This is a genomic window from Gemmatimonadota bacterium (assembly GCA_040388535.1).
Lineage (GTDB): Bacteria > Gemmatimonadota > Gemmatimonadetes > Gemmatimonadales > GWC2-71-9 > Palsa-1233.
Genome location: JAZKBR010000009.1, coordinates 46,286 through 63,832, shown reverse-complemented (window position 1 = coordinate 63,832; position 17,547 = coordinate 46,286). Strand labels below are relative to the sequence as shown.

Sequence of the window (17,547 nt, the reverse complement as noted above, 5' to 3'; positions counted from 1 at the left end):
TTGCGACGTTGCGCCCGCCCTACACCGCCCCGGAAGCCAGATGTGATGCGCCTTCGCCCGGATTCAGCGCGGGCGGCGCCCCAGCGCCCGATAGTACTCATCGACCTGCGCGCGATACCCCGGAGGAACCGCTCCGGGAGCCCCAAGTGCGGGGTGGTCGGCCGTCGAGAATTTACGCCAGAGCCCGAATTCGAAATTCTTGAGCCCCGCGATGATTGCTTCCTGCAACTTGTCGAGACCCTGAGGATTGCCATTGCCGGAGGTCCGCTCGAACTCCCGCAGCTGGGCGATCGCTCGGTCGAGATCTCCTGTTTCGACACCCAGTCCGGCCACCTCGCGCCGCAATGCCTCGGCCTGCTCACGACGCACCCCGGCCTCGCGCGATAGCTGGCGCGGCTCGCCCTGAGATCCGCCACGGGGCGACGCGTCGCCGCCCGGGGTGCCGTCAACCGCCCCACCCGGCATACCCCGGTTGTCGCCGGCGCGACCGCCCTGCCCCCGACCGCGACCTGAGCCCGCCTCTCCCTCACCACCCTGGCCTTGGCCCTGACCCTGACCCTGGCCCTGCCCTTGGCCCTGACCCTGGCCCTGACCCTGACCCTGCCCTTGGCCCTGACCCTGCCCTTGACCCTGGCCTTTACCCTGACCCTGTTGTCCCTGCCCTTGGCCCTGCCCCTGGCCTTTGCCCTGGCCCTGTTCTCCTTGACCCTTCCCCTGAGCCTGCCCCTGGCCTTGTTCACCCGGCCGCCCCTCCCCCTCACTCCCGGGCTTGGCGCCGTCGCCGCGTCGGTCGCGCAGCGACTCCAACCCTCGCACCAGTTCGCGCGCCTGCTCCAGCGCCTTGTCCTGCTTGCGCCCCGGCGAACTTCCGATCGCTCCTGCCGCCGCGCTCAGGCGACTCGCCACACTGTCCAGCTTCTGGCCGATGGCCTCTTCGAACGCTCGGGTCTGGTCGGGTGCGCCATTCCGCATGAGGCCCTTGCTGTAGTTGATCCGTTCGGGGATCTGCTCGTCATGAATCACGCCCGCGGCTTCGCTCAGTCCCGCGGCCGACGCAGGCTGCTCCCGCCGGGTATCACGGGCCAGTCGTTCGGCATCGCGCTGCAGTCCTTCGACCGCGGACTGGAGCGCGTCCTTCCGCTCCTCGAGCGCCTTGGTTTGCGCGGCCTTGTCGGCGGGCGAGGCGCCAGGCAACGCCCCTACGTCCTTGGCGATGTCACGCTGCCGCGCACTCAGCTCGCGGGCCTTGTCGGCGAGCGACCGCACCTGATCCTCGCTGCCACTGCTCCGCGCATTCTGGAGCGAACGCGAGGCGGCACGCAGTCGTTCGGCTGCCGCGGCTCCGGCTGCCGAAGAACCACTTCCCGACTGACGCATCGCATCGGCCGCCTGCTGCAGCTGCTGCGCGGTCTGTGCCAGCGGCTCCGACTTCTGTTCCCGCGCGAGCCGTTCCAGGCGACGCGCCTCTTCTTCCACCTGTCGCGCCAACTCGCGCTGTGACCCACCGCCGCCACCGCTGCCGCTTTCGCGACCGAGGCGTTCACGCATCTGCTGCGCCTGCTGCTCCATCCGCTGATTTTCCTGCTGCGCCCGGGCCGCCAGCTGCTTCAGGCGCTCGGCGATGCTGTCGACCTGCTGCGCCGCAGCGGTGGAACTCTGGCTCTGCACTGCCTCATACTGATTCTGCAGCCGGTCGGTCTCGAGCTGGAAGAGATCGGCGAGATCCTTGGCCTCGGCACCACCACCGCCTCCGCCGCCGCCACCACCCTGTTGCGCCATCTGCACCTGGACTTCGCGGTAAGCGGCATCAGCACGCTGCGTGTGCTGCAAGCCACGCTGCTGCGCACCGAGCGCTTCGCGCGGAGTGCCGGCCTTCAACGCCTTCTCCGATTCGCCCATTTCCTTCGCCGCGGCTTCGAGCTCCTTCTGGATTGTCGCGAAAGTCGAGTCGAGCGAGGCCACGTTGCGTGTCCTGACCTGCTCAGCGAGATCGGTGACCTCGTCCTTGAGTTTTTCCTGGGCGATCGCAAGCGTCCGGAGGTTTTCCTTCCGCACCTGGTCCGAGGTCTTGCTGCTGTCGCGCAACAGGTTGAACGTGCCGGCCGTGATGTCTCGCTGGCGCCCCGGCAGCGCCCCCGCGCGCTGGCCTTCACCTCCGCCCCCGCCACCACCGCCGCCACCGCCGCCTTGCTCCGCCTGCTTGTAGTCGCGGGCGAAGCGTCGGATTTCGATGAAGTAGATGTCGCTCGACGCCTTGTTCCCGGCGCCGTCCCGTGCCTCGGCGTGATACGCGACCAGATCACCCGGCTTGAGTCCGAGTTCCTCGAGGAAGAGCGTGTGCGAAGCGCGGAACTCCGCCCCACGCGCCCGGGTGCTGTCGGCCAGCAGGACCCGCTGTTCGGGCCCGCCGTTGACGCTGTACTTCAGTTCGACACCGGTGACGCCGAAGTCATCCGTGGCACTGACACCGAGCGAGACTTCCTCGGTGGCAGTGGCCTTGGTATCGCGACCGGGATCGCTGACCCGCACCAACGGCGCGTGGTCCTCCAGAACCTCGACGGCGTACTGCACCGTGCCGGTGACCTCGCTGCCATCCGGGGCGACCAGGTCGACACGGTAGAAACCCGACCGCTCGACCCGGAAGGACCCCGTGACGGAGCCATCGGACGCCACATTCAACGGCAGCGTTCGGCCGTCATCGAAATGGAGTGCGCCACTCTTCACCGGCAGCGAGACGTCGACCTTGAGGATTGCGTTGGTCCCCTTCACTGCCGCGATATCTCCACCATCCTCGACCTTGTCGACCTTGAGCCCGGTATACGCCGGAAAATGAAGTTCCACGCCGAGCCGCTTGACGGCCGGAAGATCGGTGACGGTGATGCGGAACGTCGGCGACCGGATGCCATCGGCTTCGACGTAATAGCTGCCATCCCTGGTGACGTCGAAGATCCGCACCCCGAAGCGGGAGTTGGCCGAGTCCCGGAGCATTGCCATCCGCACCGGCTCGACAGCGCTGTCGGCTGTCAGCACGAGCTCGGCTGCGTCGGCAATGAAGCCGCGGCTCTCCGCCTTGAGATCGAGTGCGGCGCCCCTTGCGACCTTCACATTGCCGGGGGTGACGCTCACGGCCCGCACTGGCACCTCGGCCGCCGCCGACCAGGGCACGAACAGTGTGCGCGCCACGTCGCGCAGCGCGGCAGGGCCGAGCCAGACAAGCAGGGCCGCAACCGCGATCACTGCGCCGAAAGCGCCGGCGGCGCGCCGCACCCGCGGCCGCTCGATCGCGGCGCCCTGCTCGAGGCGATCGACTTCGGCGAGAGCCCGCGCCACGACGCGACCATCGAGCGCAGAAGCCGGTTGCCCGGACGTGTCGTGGGCCACGTGCACCGCACTCACCAGCAGCTGGCGCACCTCGGGGGCGTGTTCTTCGACGTAGAGCGCGAGGCGGTCATCGTCGACCCGTCGGCCCACCGGCAACATCACGAAACGAATCACAGCGGCCGCGAGGAGGAGCCAGCCCACGACTCGCACCGCGAGCGTGGCAGCAGGACCACCACCCAGCAACTCACTCAACAGGAGCCCCGCACCCAATGCCAGCAGCACAGCAACCGCGACGGCCACTGCCCCTTCGAGCAGGAGTCGACGTCGACGATGCCCGCGCAGATGAGCGAGGGCTTGGCGCAGCGCTCCAGCGTCGATGTTGCTCACTCGGCACCTCCATCAGGCACGGTAACGATGCGACCGGCGCTCGCGCGCCAGCCACGACCCACCAGCCACGTTTCGACCAGCAGCAATAGTGCGACAACCATCAGAAAGATTCGCCAGAGTTGCTGGCGCTGTTCCAGCTCGGCCGATGTCGGTGGTCCGCGCGTGGCAGCCGTGGCGTTGCTGTCCGCAACACCAAGGAGCAGATCCGTTGCCTTCAGCCGCGTAAGGTCGGACTCTCCGGCTGGCGCGTTCGCGGCGACGATTGCCGCGGGTGCCCCGACCGCGCGTTCGCGATAGGCCGAATAGACACCAGCTTCGGTCAGGACAATCGCGCCACCGTGGGCGCTATCCGGACGCAGCAGTTCACCCGAAGGGGACGCGACCACCATGTCGGGAATGGCGAGGCCAGGTCGCCAGGCCGCGCCGGTGGTATGCCAGAGTGGTGCGCCGTCGCCGCCCGCCGCATAGAGCACCAGCCGGCGCACGAAGGGGAGGAAGGCAGGCTGACGAGGGAAGTCGCCGGCGCGATCGTCGAGTGGTGCCGCCACCAGCAAGACCCTTCCCGACTGCTCCCGGCGCTCGAGGAGTGCCGGGAGTCCGTCATCAAAGCGCGCGAGCACCCGGGCCCCCGACTGCGCTTCGACCCGTGCGTAGCGAAGATACCGGGCGCTTCCGAGCGCTGCGGTTGCGCCACCGCGGAAGGCGCTGAAGATCGGATGCTCCTCCACCAGTTCACCCAGCGAACCACCTCGCTCGGCGCTACGATCAGCAATGCCTCGCAGCCGGCCGGGTGAGAAGGCACCGTCGATGCCGCGCGCTGCGAGTCGAGGCCCGGTTGCGATCACCACGCCACCGCCGGCCGCGACCCAGGCACTGAGCGCCGCGCCTCCCGCTCCGGAGGGCGGGGCGACATCGTAGAGAATCACGGCGGCTGCACCGCGCAATCCGACGGGATCGATCGTGCCGGAGATCCGGCGTTCGATCGCGATCCTCGGGTCGGTGCCGATGGTCAGCGCTCGCTCGAGGAACGCTGTTTCCTCCGCTGCCGCATCCGGTGACGTCACCAGAATGACTCGCCGTGCCGCTTCGGCTGGAATGACCGCATTGAGCACGTCGTCCGCAGCGAGTGCGTCCGGCTCGGTGGCGACACTCACTGGCAGATCGCCGGCCGGTAGCGGCACCGGATCAAAGGCAACGCGAGTGCTGCCGTTTACCGGAAGGGTCACGTCGCGCGTGCCGGAGATCCGGCCACCAAGCGTGAGCGTCACCTTGACCTTCCGCGGCGATGGCAGGGAGAAGCTACGAATCCGCGCCGCAACAACGACACTCCCGCGCCCATCACCCGCACGTTGCTCGATTTCAACACTTGCAACGGCACTATTGGCCGCCGTCGCCGGGCCGACAGCGATGGTACGGAGCGTCACACCAGCCGGCAGCGCGACCCCTTCAGGTGCGCCGCCACCAGCCAGTTGCAGATCAGTGATCATCACCAGTTCTGCCGCGGCGGTCGAATCGCTGCCGAGCAACTGTCGCGCGGCACGCCATGCGGCGGCGTAGTGCGTCCCACGGGCACCTGGTACGAGTCGATCGAGCGCCGCCGCCGCGGCAGCGTGATCTGTCGTGAAGGGCTGGGGGACTGAAGCCTCTTCGTCGAAAGTCACCAGCGCAACTCGATCTCGTGGCGACAACGCCGCAATCACCCGATGTGCCGAATCCCGGGCGGGGTTCCAACTCTCACGGTGCCCCATGCTGAGCGACCGGTCGAGCAGGATGACGACGTTGCGTCCCGGCGCGCCTGTCGCAGTCGCGCCGCCCCGCAGCAGGGGCCTCGCGAATGCCGCGATCAGGAGCGCCAGCGCCAGGGCCCGCAACAGCAAGAGTGGCCAATCGGTGATTCGCCGCCGTTGCGCCGTCCGGATCGGAATGCGCGAGAGGAACATCAGTGAGGGAAAGGGTTGCGGCTTCTCCCGCTCCCGCTGCCGCAAGTGCAGGACAATCGGAACGGCAAGCGCCGCGAGCCCCGCGAGGAATGCCGGCAGCAGAAAGCCGAATGGCATCAGCGGAGCCGCGCGGCGAGCATCCGCCGGTCGAGGTAACTGTGCAATGCCGCATCGAGCGGCTGATCGGTCGTGACCGGGACATAGTCAACCCGGTTGCGCGCAAGACCATCGCGCAGCGCCTGCTGGTGCGCCGCCATCAGCGCGTGATACTTCGGCCGCAACTCCTCGGGAAGCAGCGGCAGTCGCTCGCCACTCTCCGCGTCCTCGAAGGTCACAGCTGTTTCCCACGGCAGGTCGCGCTCGGCCGGATCGAGAATATGGAACACCACGACATCGTGTCCCCGCGCGCGCAAGGCGCCGAGAGTCTTCTCCAGCACCGGAGGTTCTTCGTAACAATCGGAGATGACGACCACGACCCCGGATCGCCCCCGGAATCGGGCGACCCGCTCCAGCCCCCTGGGCAACTGCCCGGCCCCGCCCGGCACAGTGCGCGCAAGGGTATGCAGAATCAGTTGCAGATGTCGCGTCGACGAAGGCACCACGTCGACCAGGTCGCCACCGATTGTCGCGAGGCCGACGCGATCGCCCTGCCGCTGCGCTAGCCAGGCGAGTGACGCGGCGAGGAAGCGGGCGTAGGCAAACTTGGTGACCGGCCCGCTGCCGTAGTCCATCGAGGCGGAGACATCGACCACGAAGAGCACGTCTGCATTGGTGTCGGCTTCATAGGTCTTCAGGAAGTACTTGTCCGTTCGCCCGAAAAGGCGCCAGTCGATCCGCCTGAGGTCGTCGCCAGGCTGATACGAACGATGCTCGGCGAAGTCGAAAGAGGATCCGATCCGCATCGAGCGATGCAGCCCGTGCAGGAAACCATCGACGACCGTGCGCGCGAGCAGCGACAAGTCGCCGATGCGCGCTAGCACACCAGGGTCGAGGAGGGTGGCTGGGGCGATCCCGGTCACCTGAGGCTCACAATCCCGACGAAGGCACCGGGACAACCTTCAGCAAGCGTTCGACAAGATCATCCGGCGTCACCCGTTCGGATTGGGCCTGGAAATTCCGAAGAATGCGATGACGGAAGACCGGCCGCGCCAGCGCTCGCACGTCCTCGAACTCCACATGGGTCCTCCCCTGCACCAGCGCGCGCGCCTTGCCGCCAAGAATGAGCGCCTGCGCGGCACGCACCGACGCGCCGTAGGCGAGCCACTGCCGGATGAAATCAGGCGAACCCTCGGAGGTCGGTCGTGTCATCCGCACCAGCTTGACGGCGTACCGCACTACGACATCGGCAACCGGTACGCGTCGCACCACGCGCTGGAAGGCAAGAATCTCCTCGCGAGAAACGACCGGCGTGATCGCCTCGGGCGGAATGGACGTCGTGGCCCGGACCACCTCCACCTCATCCTCCTCGGGGAGATAGTCGAGCAACACCTCGAACATGAAGCGATCGAGCTGCGCTTCCGGAAGCGGATAGGTCCCCTCGAGCTCGATCGGGTTCTGCGTGGCGAAGACGAAGAACGGCGGCTCGAGATCATAAGTCCGCCCCTGCACCGTCACCCGTCGCTCCTGCATCGCCTCCAGCAGTGCGGCCTGCGTCTTGGGTGGCGTCCGGTTGATTTCGTCGGCGAGGAGCACGTTCGCGAAGATCGGACCGGGGAGAAACGCGAGGCCACGCTTCCCGGTTGCCGGATCATCCTGAATGACGTCGGTGCCTGTGACGTCGGAGGGCATCAGGTCGGGCGTGAACTGGATCCGGTTGAAGCGCAAGTCGAGCGCGCGGGCCAGGGAATGCACCAGCAAAGTCTTGGCCAGACCCGGGACGCCGACCAGCAGACAGTTACCGCCGGCATAGAGTGCAATCAACGCCTGCTCGACGACAGCATCCTGACCGACGATGACCTTGCGGAGCTCGGAGGCGATCCGTCCACTCGCAGCGTGAAGTCGCTCGGCGAGGGCCGCATCATCGAGGCGATCGAGTCCGGTCGGTGAAGGAGTGGTGGTCACGCGTGGTCCTTTGGGTCAGTGGGTGAGAGCATAGACTACGTAGTTCACGCCGAGTTTGTACGCTTCATTGGACGGACCGATCGGAAAGAGCCCTTCATCGGACCATTCCCAGTATTCGGAGATGTCGTTGTTGTAGTTCACCATCACCATCAGGCGGCCATTCGGATCGTTGTTCTCGAAAATCCCGTAGAACTCTGGTGGAAAGTTGCCGTACGGCGGCACGACCAGCTTCGGATTGATGCGATAGAACGAATCGTAGATCGGATGCGACTCCGGCACGGGAATCAACCGGGCCTTGGGGAGGACCGCGCGCATCTGCTCTTCGAAGTTGTCCCAGTCCCTGCCCCGGAAGTCATCGAAGATCATGAAGCCACCCTTGAGCAGATAGCTCCGAAGCCCCTTGATCTCGGCGTCGTTGGGACTCCAGTACCCCGGCTCGCACATGTAGATCACCGGGTACTTGAAAATCGTCGGGTCATCGAGAGCGAGGATCACGCTGCCACCGATCCGGGCCCGGATGGTGCCCAGTTCGCTGAGGATCTTCGCGAAGTGTCGCTCGCCCCGAGGATAGTCGTGCAGCCAGGTGGGCCCTCGCCCGCCCCCGAATCCGAAGCCGCCGCTCAGTGCCTGGGTGTAGCGAATCCGCGCGAACGTGAACTGGCCATCGTACGGCGCATTGTCCTCGATGGTGACCGGTGGGTTGCGACCGCGCCCCTGCGCTGACGCGGTTGACGCCACGGCCAAGGCCGCCAGCATCCCGACAAACGCTCCCCGAATCATTGCGCCCCTCCCGATGGTGTGGCTCCACGCAGCTCGAGCAGGAGCTCCTGTGCCTTTTCGAATCCCGGCGCCTGTTCCAGCAACTGCAGCACTTCCCGACGGGCACCCGGCCGATCGCCGGACTTCGCGAGCACCCGTGCCAGCTGATACCGCGCCTCGGCACGATCGGCGGGCCCCAGCGCCAGGATCGCGCGCCGCTCGCGCGCCGCACGGGGCCAGTCGATCAGACGTTCAGCCAGCTCGGCGAGTTCCTGGTGCACGGTCGGATTGAGCGGATCGATGTAGATCAGCCGTTCCAGCGCCGCAGCACTCCCCGCCACATCTCCGCCGCGAAGTCGCAGACGCGCTTCAAGCTGGTTCGCTTCGAGTGCGGTCTCATTGCGCGAAGTCACCGTCGCGAGTCGCGCGGCTGCCGCGAGGGCGTTGCTGCTGTCGAGAACTGCGAGGGCGATCGCCGGTGCATCGGGCCCGGCATACCCCGGAAAGAGCTTGTCGGCGCGCTCGAAGAGTTGACGCGCCACTACGATTTGCCCCGCCCCGGCCGCCTGGTGCGCAGCCGCAAGCGTCGTCACGAATTCGCCGGTCGGCGGGCCGCTACCATCCCACGGGTCAATACTGGCGAGCGCGACCGAAAATTTGGTCTTCACATAGCTGGAGAAGCGCTGCTCCAGCGCGGCTGGCGTCAGCTTCAACACCTGCAGGAACGCTACAGGAGTGTCACGGCCGTCGCGGAACGCACGTAGCAAGGCCCGTAGTGCCTCCGCTCCGAACTCCGTCTCGATCATTTCGCAGACGAGCGAAGCCTCGTAATAGCTAAAGCCGATCTCCGCCGAGTGGCGCGGACGCACCAGCCCTTCGTTGATCTCGCTCACCGGCCGCAGTCGCCCCGCCTTGAAGGTCGCAAGGAACTCGGGACTCACATCGGCTCCCCAGCCACGATGGGTCCGACGCTCCTCGAGCACGGAAAGTCCTTCTGAGATCCAGCGCGGGACTCGATTGTCCGACAGCCCCAGCGTGAAGGTGTGGGTCAACTCGTGCCAGGCCGTCGAGGCATAGTTGAATTCGCCCGGCGGCCGAGACGCCGGCGCGTCCATCACGAGCACGCCCCCGAACGACACGCCGAGCGCACCAAGCCCGGTGAGACCAACCGTTCTCACAGAGAAGTCGGCGTGGCGCCGGAATACTTCCAGTCGCACCGGTGTCGGTGGGCGGTAGTCGTAGCGTAATGCGAGCGTGTCGTACGCCTGCTCCAGCAGTGGCACCAGATAGAGTCGCAGGAACTCCGCATCCTGCGGCGGCGCGATCACCCGGAAGCGAGGCGACTCGATGGTCACAAACGTCTGCATCGCATCAAGCAGATCGAGCGTGTTCTTCTGCCAGAGATTGTACGGGTCGAGGGCAAAGGCGCGCTCGGCGTGGCGACGCCCGCTTGGCATCTGCCCCAGCCGCAGTTCGTTGGTCGCGAGCACGGCGAGGGCCCGGGTCGAATTCGAATCGCGGGCCACCGCCATCGCCCCGAACCGCGCAGCATCGCCGTATCGTCGGTGTCGGGCCGCGGCCTCGGCCACCTCGGCCAGAAATTCGGCCGAATTCGGGTTGATTGCCTGGGCGGCGGCTTGCGCACGGTTGAACGCTGCCGTGTCGCCGTGCAGCCAGGCGATGGTGCCGAGCAGCGCCCAGCCACCGACCGCCGAGGCATCCCATGCCACCGCGCGCCGAGCGAGGGCCGCGGCCGTATCGTAGCGCTCGGCTTCCAGGTGCAATCGGGAGAGCAGAAGCGCTGCAGGCACCAGGGTCGAATCGAGCGCCAGCGCCTTTTCGGTCGCGTTGGTCGCTTCGGGTTTTCCTTCGAACACCATCACGCGCGCGAGGCCCAACTGTGCCCGGGCGTTCGCGGGATTGCGCCGCGCCACGGCGGTGAAGCCTTCCTTGGCATCCGGTGCGTTGAACTTGTCGAGCAGGAGGTCCGCGGCCCTGAGCGGTGCATCAGTGTTGCCTGCATCCCGTGCCGCCGCCGCGTCAAACGCCGCGAGTGCCTGGCGCACCGCATCAGGTCGCGCCGCGCTCAGGAGCACCCAGGCGCGGCCGAGGGCCACGAGATCGTTCGCGCTCCAGCCGTTGCCACCATTGCGTTCGTATTCGGTCGTGATGGTCGTCGCCAGTAGTTGCGCGCGATCTCGCCGCCCGGTCTGCTCGGCGATCTCCGCGAGCGACACCGTTGCGACCCGGTGGGCCGGGCCATCGCTCTTCGCCACTGCGCTGAACGCGGAGTCTGCGGCGGCGAGTCGACCCCGAGCCCAGAGCGAATCGGCCGCTGCGAGGGTTGGCGCTTGCGCGCTCGCACTCGAGGCCAGGGCGGCGCCGGCCGATAGCGCCGTTACCCACGCCCTCACGGCGGACCACTCCGTTCAAGGGCGCGGAGCTCGCGCGTCTTCTCGGCGAGCAGGAGGAGGAGTCGCTCGAGTTCCCCGTCGTAGACGAGCGAATCGGTCGTTGCCTTGCGCGCCCGGAGAGCGGCAACATCACTCTCGATCCGCTGCCGTTCCCCCGCCAGTGCGGCAAGGCGAGGGTCACTGCTACCGCGTGGCGGACCAAAACTGATCTGGCGTGAGAGCCCGCCGTCCCCACTCGATGCTGCGGCCGGATTATCGCTTCCCTTCCCGTCACCGTCATCGTCCAGCTGCGCGTGCTCACTCAGCAAACGTTGCTTGGTGTCGTAGTAAGCGCGGACGGTGGATCGAGCGAACGAGAAGGCCTCGAGCACCGTGATCCGGCCGTCCTTGTCGGCATCGGCTTCGCCGGTTCCCAGTCCGCGGGCAAACTCCTCCGCGAAGCGTGATTCATTCCGTTCGGAGGACACCTTCGTCGCCGTGATGATGACCCGCTGGGCCCCGGCGACCACCGGGACGAAGTCGCCACTCGCACTCGCGGCCACGACGAACACGACCTTCTGCTTCGCGAAATTCTCGAGCAGGCGGGAATATTCCGCTGCGGTGACATCAGGCCCCGGCAAGTCGACGCGTGACGTCGTCCCCTCGCCGCTACCGTGACCGATCAGCACGATGAGCACGATATCGCCTGGCGCGGCACGACGAGCCAGCGCCGAGACCGCTGCAGTCACACCCTCACGCGTCGAGCGCCCCCGCATCGCAATAGGCTGCGCCGGCCCTGCTTCGGTGAGCAGCCAGATCGATGAGTCCGCCAGCTTCCAGGACGTGTGGGCCGCCTCGACGATCCGATCGGCCGCGGCCTGGAACTGTGCGGCATACCCTGGCTCACCACTGAGGCCGGTCACCACCAGCAAGTGAGTCGCCTGGGCCGCGAGTGGCCCAGTCATCAGCGCCAGCAGCGCACCAGCGAGCACGCCGGACTTCACGCGAGTCCCCGATAGCGGCGGAAGCCCCACTCGGCACCGAGCAACAACACCAGCACGATCAGCACGATCGGCATGTCCCAGAGGTCGTGCGCATCGCGCGCTGCGATACCGGCCGAAGTGAACTCAACATCCCGAACCAGCCGGGAGACGTCGCTGAGCGGGTAGTAGCGCCCGCCGGTGGCCTCGGCGAGGCGCGTGAGCAGCCCGGTGCGCAACTCCGCCCGGCCTACATCAGCTGCAGTCGTATCAGCGACTAGCGCCGATACCGTCGAGCGCATCGTATCAGCTCCGCGATGTGCCATGACCGTGAGCTCGTACTGGCCGAGCTGTTCGGCGACGAACTGCCCCGCGTACGACCCGTCATCGTGAAGGGTCCACTCGAGAGGAACATCGCGCTGCACGCCACCAGGCGTAGTGACCTGAGCGGAGACCACCGCATCGTTGACGTCGAAGTATCCGGCATCACTGACCCGCGCTCGAATCGATACTGCCTGGCCCGGGTCGGCGTGATCCGGGGTCACCGTCACTTCCACGCGCTCGGGCACCTGGTCGAGCGACCAGCGCAGCAACTGCCGCCACAGCACTTGATGACTCTGGTCTTCGACCGGGAGCCGCGGCGACATCTGCCACCGCCACGAATCCTGCACACCGAGCACCGCTGCCATGCCGCGGCCGTAGCGCTCCACCACCAGCACGGGAACGTCCGCGCCGTTGGCGGGCTTCCCCGTCAGCAACACCGTCGCACCTTCTCGCAGCGGACCAAAGCGGTTGACGGCCGAGAGTTGTGGCAGCGAGTCCCAGCGTCGCAGCGAAGCAGATGTGGCGCCCAGGCGGAGCGCCGGATGCACGGACCCGGCCGCCGTCGGATGAACCGTGAGTTCGACGACTGCTGTATCGGACGCGCGGGCGGCACGAGCATCCAGGGCGATCGGGAGCACGTCGGCGAGCGGGGTACCGCTCCATCCCCCCTCGGCAAACGACCCGCGACCGCCGAGCGCGATGATCGTCCCACCCCGACGCGAAACAAAGTCGCCGAGCATGCGCAGCTGATCTCCCGTAAAGAACGAGGCTTCCACGCTGCCAAGTACGATCGCCTTATAGCGGAAGAGATCTTCGCGTCGCGACGGGAAACCGTCGCGCAGTTCGAGGGAGTCGTCGACGCCGAGGCGGAGATACTTCCCCTTCGCGCTCTGCAGGAGCCCCACGAGCTGGATGCCGCTGTCACCGGAGATGGCGCGTCGCAGGAAGGCGAACTCTGGTCGGGGCTCGCCTTCGACGTAGAGGACCTTTTCCATCGCCGGCCGGACGCGGAGCATCGCGTCGGCGGAATTGTTTTCGGTGATCACCTCGCCGCGCATCGGCAGTGCGCGCACCGAAATCCGGTGCAGCCCCGCCGGGAGCGGCGGTACCCTCAATGCGACCGGGAAGACGTCTCGGCCAGCGGGCACGACCGCCACCTCGCTTGCCACCATCCGGCCGTCGGCTTCCACCGCCAGGCGAACTGTGTCTCCGGCGATGTCACGGGCACTGAGGAGGACCTCTGCCTGCACACCACCGCCGAGCAACGTCGAAGAGGGGAGCGAAAAGCGTTCGACACCGACATCGTGAGTAAAGCGCTCACTTCCGACCCCGACCGTGTAGATCGGCACCTTACGGGCGCGGTACGCGAGCAGCGGTGCTTCGAGATCACCAGCGGCGTTGTCGGCCCCATCGGACACCACCACCACGCCGGCGAGTGGGAGGTCGGCCAACTCCGCACGGACGCTTCCAACCGCTGTCCCAAGGTCGGTCCGTGTTCCCGTCGCCGTGAGCGCGGATGCGCCGACAATCGGCCCGCTATTTCCGGCAAATCGGAAGAAGCGGAGGACGAACTTGTCGGCGAGTTGCCGGACGAGGGCCGTAGAATCAGCGAAGGTTCGCCGTACGGCCGCAAGGCGCGATACCCCGGCCACATCGGGTAGCCGCATGCTGCGCGAGTCGTCGAGCACCACCGCGAGGACGTTGCGCTGTGGCACCGCCCGCGAGAGCACCAGCGAAGGTCGGAGCAGGCAGAGGGCCAGCACGATGAAGGCAACAGCGCGAAGTCCGCCGAGCACGACCCGATCTCGCGTCTGGAGAGCAAGCCCACCGGCCGAGCGCACCACGATGACGAGCGCCACCAGCAACAGCACCGCCAGCAGTACCGGCGGGACGACGGGCGAGAAGGTCACTTCCCCCTGGGAGAATTGCCTGGGGGAATACTTGAACAGCGCCGTTGCGATGGATTCCACGAATTGTGCCAGAAACGACCCCGAGGCGTGGGCCGGAATAGAGATGGCCCGGACAGGAGTACTACGCCTGCCCGGGCCGGATTGTTGTGCAGATCTAGTTCGACTTCTTCGACCAGGGCGGCACCACCCCGTTCATCCGGGCATAGGCGATCAGCTGGCCCAGATGCTCGTGCTGGTCGGCGATGTATTCGTTGAACAGGTTGGCGACACTGTGCTCCTGACCAAACGAGACAATCTTCCCGGAGGCGATCTTCGCGTCCGCCGTCTCAAGCACCGTCCGCTGGTACGCGAAAGACGCCTTCAGGTGGCGGATCACCTCGGCCTTGGCAGTGACTTTCTCGAGCGCAGTGAGAGCGGCCTTGCCGGTCCCCATATTGAGGTCTGCCGGTGGCGCCGCCCCCACCGTCATCGGCATGTAGACGTAGTGCTCCGAGGCAATGTGCATCAGGACCTCGGAGACAGAGCGCACTCCGGGCGCCGGCCGCCACGCGTACTTCTCTTCCGGAAACGCCTCGGCCAATCCGACGACCTTCTCCTCCACATCCTTCATGTTGCTCAGGTATTCGCTCCGGAGCATCGCGGGCGATGCATTCGCCCCGACATCCTGCCCTGCCACCGGAAGCACGGCGACTGCAGCAAACAAGGTCGCGCTGGCCAGAGCGGAGACGAGGCGGGCGCTGTGCGATTGGTACATGATGCGGAGACCCTCAGACAGGAAGAGGAGTGGGGACGAGCCCGGACTATCAAGGGTACGGGCGGAGGCGCCTTTTCGCACCCCCGCCCGTCCTTCCTGACGACTCCAATACACTCCGGAGTTTCACCCCGTTCAGTCGTACCGCAGGGCTTTCACGGGATCGAGCCGGGAGGCCCGATACGCCGGGACGAGTCCCGCCCCGAGCGCAACGACCGCCAGCACTCCCACGGCACCGACCAGGACCACGGGATCGGCACCTTCCATCTTGTACAGAATTGACTGCGCCACGCGGCCCAGGCCAATCGCAGCCACCAGGCCGATTACGGCACCGATCAGCGTCATCATCCCGACCTGACGCAGCACCAGCATCCGGACCCTGCCCGGATCGGCACCGAGCGCCATCCGGACACCAAACTCGCGAGTCCGTTGCGACACCGTGTACGAAAGCACGCCATAGAGGCCGACGGCGGCCAGGATTGTGGCGAGCAGCGCGAACGTCGCCGAGAAGATCGAGATGAAACGATCAAGGAAGATGTTGTCCTGGATCTGCTGCGGCATCGTCTTGAGTTGCTCGACCGGCAGGTTCTGGTCGAGCTGTCGCACGACCCGGTTGATGACCGGCATCATCGCCTTCGGGTCGGCCCCGCCCTTCACGTAGAAATTGAGCGACCCCACCCGCTTGTCCTGCATGTACGGAATGAAGAAGACCGGCGGGACCTCTGCCTTGACGTCGCTGTATTTCGCATCCTGAATCAGTCCGATGATTTCAATATCGAGACTGTCATTGCCCTGATCCATCCGCTTGCCGATCGGGTTCGCACCAAGCTTGAACTTGCGCGCGAAGGCCTGATTGATGATGGCGACCTTCGGGGCACCGAGCACATCGCTGCGCGTGAACTCACGACCACTCAGGATCTTCATCCCGACGGTGTTGAAGTACCCCGGGCCAACCTCGTTGTAGCGCGAGTTATTGTCGACGTCAGGCCCCTTCGGGAAACCTTCAACGTGCGCGTCGTTCCCCCAGTTGCTCCCGGCCATCAAGGGAACCATCGCTGCGGCCACGCCGGAGATGCCCGGCGTCTGGGCGAGTCCATCTTCGAGCCGCTGGAAAAAGGCCAGCGACCGTTCGGGGGTATAGCCGTTGAGTTCGGGCGAGATGCCGAAGGTGACCACCTGATCCACCTTCACGCCCAGATCGAGCCTGGTGACATTGGCGAGGCTCTTGGCGAAGAGTCCGGCCGAGCCGAGCAGCGCCATCGCGAGGGCGACCTGTGCCGTCGCGAGCGTCGTGCGCCAGCGAGTGGCCGCGCGACCGCCAGAGGGCTGGCCACCCTGCTCACGAATGGTCGAGATCAGATCGGGGCGGGTCGCGTGGAGCGCCGGGAAGAGTCCGAAGAGCAATCCGGTAACCACGGCCAGGATGCCGGTGAAGGCGATCACAGTGACATCGAGGTGCGGCTCGAAGGTCGACGTCGCCTGCTGGGGCAGGATCGCCGTCATGCCACGCAGTGTGAGTACCGCGACGCCCAGGCCGACGATGCCGCCGATCACGCCCAGCAGCAGCGACTCGGTCAGCAACTGCTTGAGCAGCTGCGCCCGCGTTCCGCCGATGGCAAGGCGCACCGCCATCTCACCCGAGCGGGAAGCACCACGCGCGAGCAACAGATTCGCGATATTCGCGCAGGCGATCAGCAGCACCAGCCCGGTGATGCCGAAGAGCATCGAGAGGGGCGTGGTGGTCTGCTTGCGCACCGAGCTCTGCCCGAGCGAGCCCGGGTCGAGCAGGATCTTCTTGGCCTTGAACTTCACCAGCGTGGCCTCGCTCATCCCCTGCTGCAACGAAGCCTCGACATTGTTCAGCAGGGCGCTGTACTGCGTGTTGATCGACGCTGCCGCCTGCTCACGCGCAACGCCCGGCTTCAGTCGGCCGAAGAGATACACCCAGTAGCTGCGACGATTGTCGAACCCCTTCCATCCCGGGTTCATCGATCCGCGCATGGTGATCGGCACGAATACCTTGGGGAGAACGCCGAGGGACGTGCTGCTGAACCCGCGGGGAGCGACGCCGATGATCCGGAGCGACTGCCCATTGACCGTGACGTTCTGGTCGAGCACGTTGGCGTCGCCACCGAAGGCGCCGCGCCAGTAGTCGTAGCTGAGGACGGCGACCTGGCCATCACCCGGGTTTTTGGCGTCGTCCGGGCCGATCAACCGACCGAGCGTCGGGACAAGGCCGAGCACCGGGAAGTAGGAACCCGACACCAGCATCCCGTCGCCATTCACCGTCTGGCCGTGGGCGGCGAAGTTCGCGCCGAAGTTGACGTGCGCGGCGATGCCCGTGAAGACCTTCTGTTCTCGCTGGAGGTCGAGGTACATCGGCCACGAGAAGACCTCATCGCAATCACCGATCTGGCTGCACGATTGCGAGCCCGGATTCGGCCCCGGCGACTTGAAGTTCACCAGCCGGTCCGGCTCGACCACCGGAAGCGGCCGCAGCAGCATCTGGTCGATGAGCGAGAAGATCGCGGCGTTGGCCCCGATCCCGAGGGCGAGAGAGGCAATCGCCACGGCAGTGACAAATGGGGTCTTGAACAGCAGGCGGAAGGCGAGCTTCAGGTTTCCCACAGACATGTCCTTTCGAGGTCCTCATGCTCTGACGCACGAGCTGGGGATTTGGTTGCAACAGGAAACAGGGGCCGCAGCTTTCGCTACAGCCCC

Annotated in this window: 10 protein-coding genes; all 10 read right to left on the bottom strand. The window is 66.4% G+C overall.

The genetic code is table 11. The features are described from left to right. Nucleotides 1-63 precede the first annotated feature (63 nt). Nucleotides 64-3,708, bottom strand: a complete 3,645-nt coding sequence (locus V4558_16210; GenBank protein ID MES2307047.1) for a DUF4175 family protein — start codon at nucleotides 3,706-3,708, stop codon at nucleotides 64-66. Continuing rightward, nucleotides 3,705-5,765, bottom strand: coding sequence for a BatA domain-containing protein (locus tag V4558_16205; GenBank protein MES2307046.1), 2,061 nt, complete (start codon nucleotides 5,763-5,765; stop codon nucleotides 3,705-3,707). The genes V4558_16210 and V4558_16205 overlap by 4 nt, the downstream gene beginning before the upstream one ends. After that, nucleotides 5,765-6,667: a DUF58 domain-containing protein gene (locus V4558_16200; protein MES2307045.1), complete on the bottom strand. Its 903-nt coding sequence runs from the start codon at nucleotides 6,665-6,667 to the stop codon at nucleotides 5,765-5,767. Before V4558_16200 ends, V4558_16205 begins: the two co-directional genes overlap by 1 nt. A gap of 7 nt (nucleotides 6,668-6,674) precedes the next feature. Continuing rightward, nucleotides 6,675-7,709, bottom strand: a complete 1,035-nt coding sequence (locus V4558_16195; protein ID MES2307044.1) for a MoxR family ATPase — start codon at nucleotides 7,707-7,709, stop codon at nucleotides 6,675-6,677. A 15-nt stretch (nucleotides 7,710-7,724) separates the two neighbouring features. After that, nucleotides 7,725-8,489: a DUF4159 domain-containing protein gene (locus V4558_16190; protein ID MES2307043.1), complete on the bottom strand. Its 765-nt coding sequence runs from the start codon at nucleotides 8,487-8,489 to the stop codon at nucleotides 7,725-7,727. After that, nucleotides 8,486-10,882: a hypothetical protein gene (locus tag V4558_16185; GenBank protein MES2307042.1), complete on the bottom strand. Its 2,397-nt coding sequence runs from the start codon at nucleotides 10,880-10,882 to the stop codon at nucleotides 8,486-8,488. Before V4558_16185 ends, V4558_16190 begins: the two co-directional genes overlap by 4 nt. After that, entirely contained in the window at nucleotides 10,879-11,865 is a 987-nt protein-coding gene (locus tag V4558_16180; GenBank protein ID MES2307041.1) for a hypothetical protein, read from the bottom strand. Before V4558_16180 ends, V4558_16185 begins: the two co-directional genes overlap by 4 nt. Further along, nucleotides 11,862-14,135 carry a hypothetical protein gene (locus V4558_16175; GenBank protein MES2307040.1) on the bottom strand — a complete coding sequence of 758 codons (2,274 nt, stop codon included), beginning with the start codon at nucleotides 14,133-14,135 and terminating at the stop codon, nucleotides 11,862-11,864. The genes V4558_16180 and V4558_16175 overlap by 4 nt, the downstream gene beginning before the upstream one ends. A 94-nt stretch (nucleotides 14,136-14,229) precedes the next feature. Then, a complete protein-coding gene (locus V4558_16170; protein ID MES2307039.1) occupies nucleotides 14,230-14,829 on the bottom strand; it encodes a DinB family protein in 600 nt (199 codons plus the stop codon). A 132-nt stretch (nucleotides 14,830-14,961) separates the two neighbouring features. After that, entirely contained in the window at nucleotides 14,962-17,460 is a 2,499-nt protein-coding gene (locus tag V4558_16165) for an ABC transporter permease (GenBank protein MES2307038.1), read from the bottom strand. Between the last annotated feature and the right edge of the window lie 87 nt (nucleotides 17,461-17,547).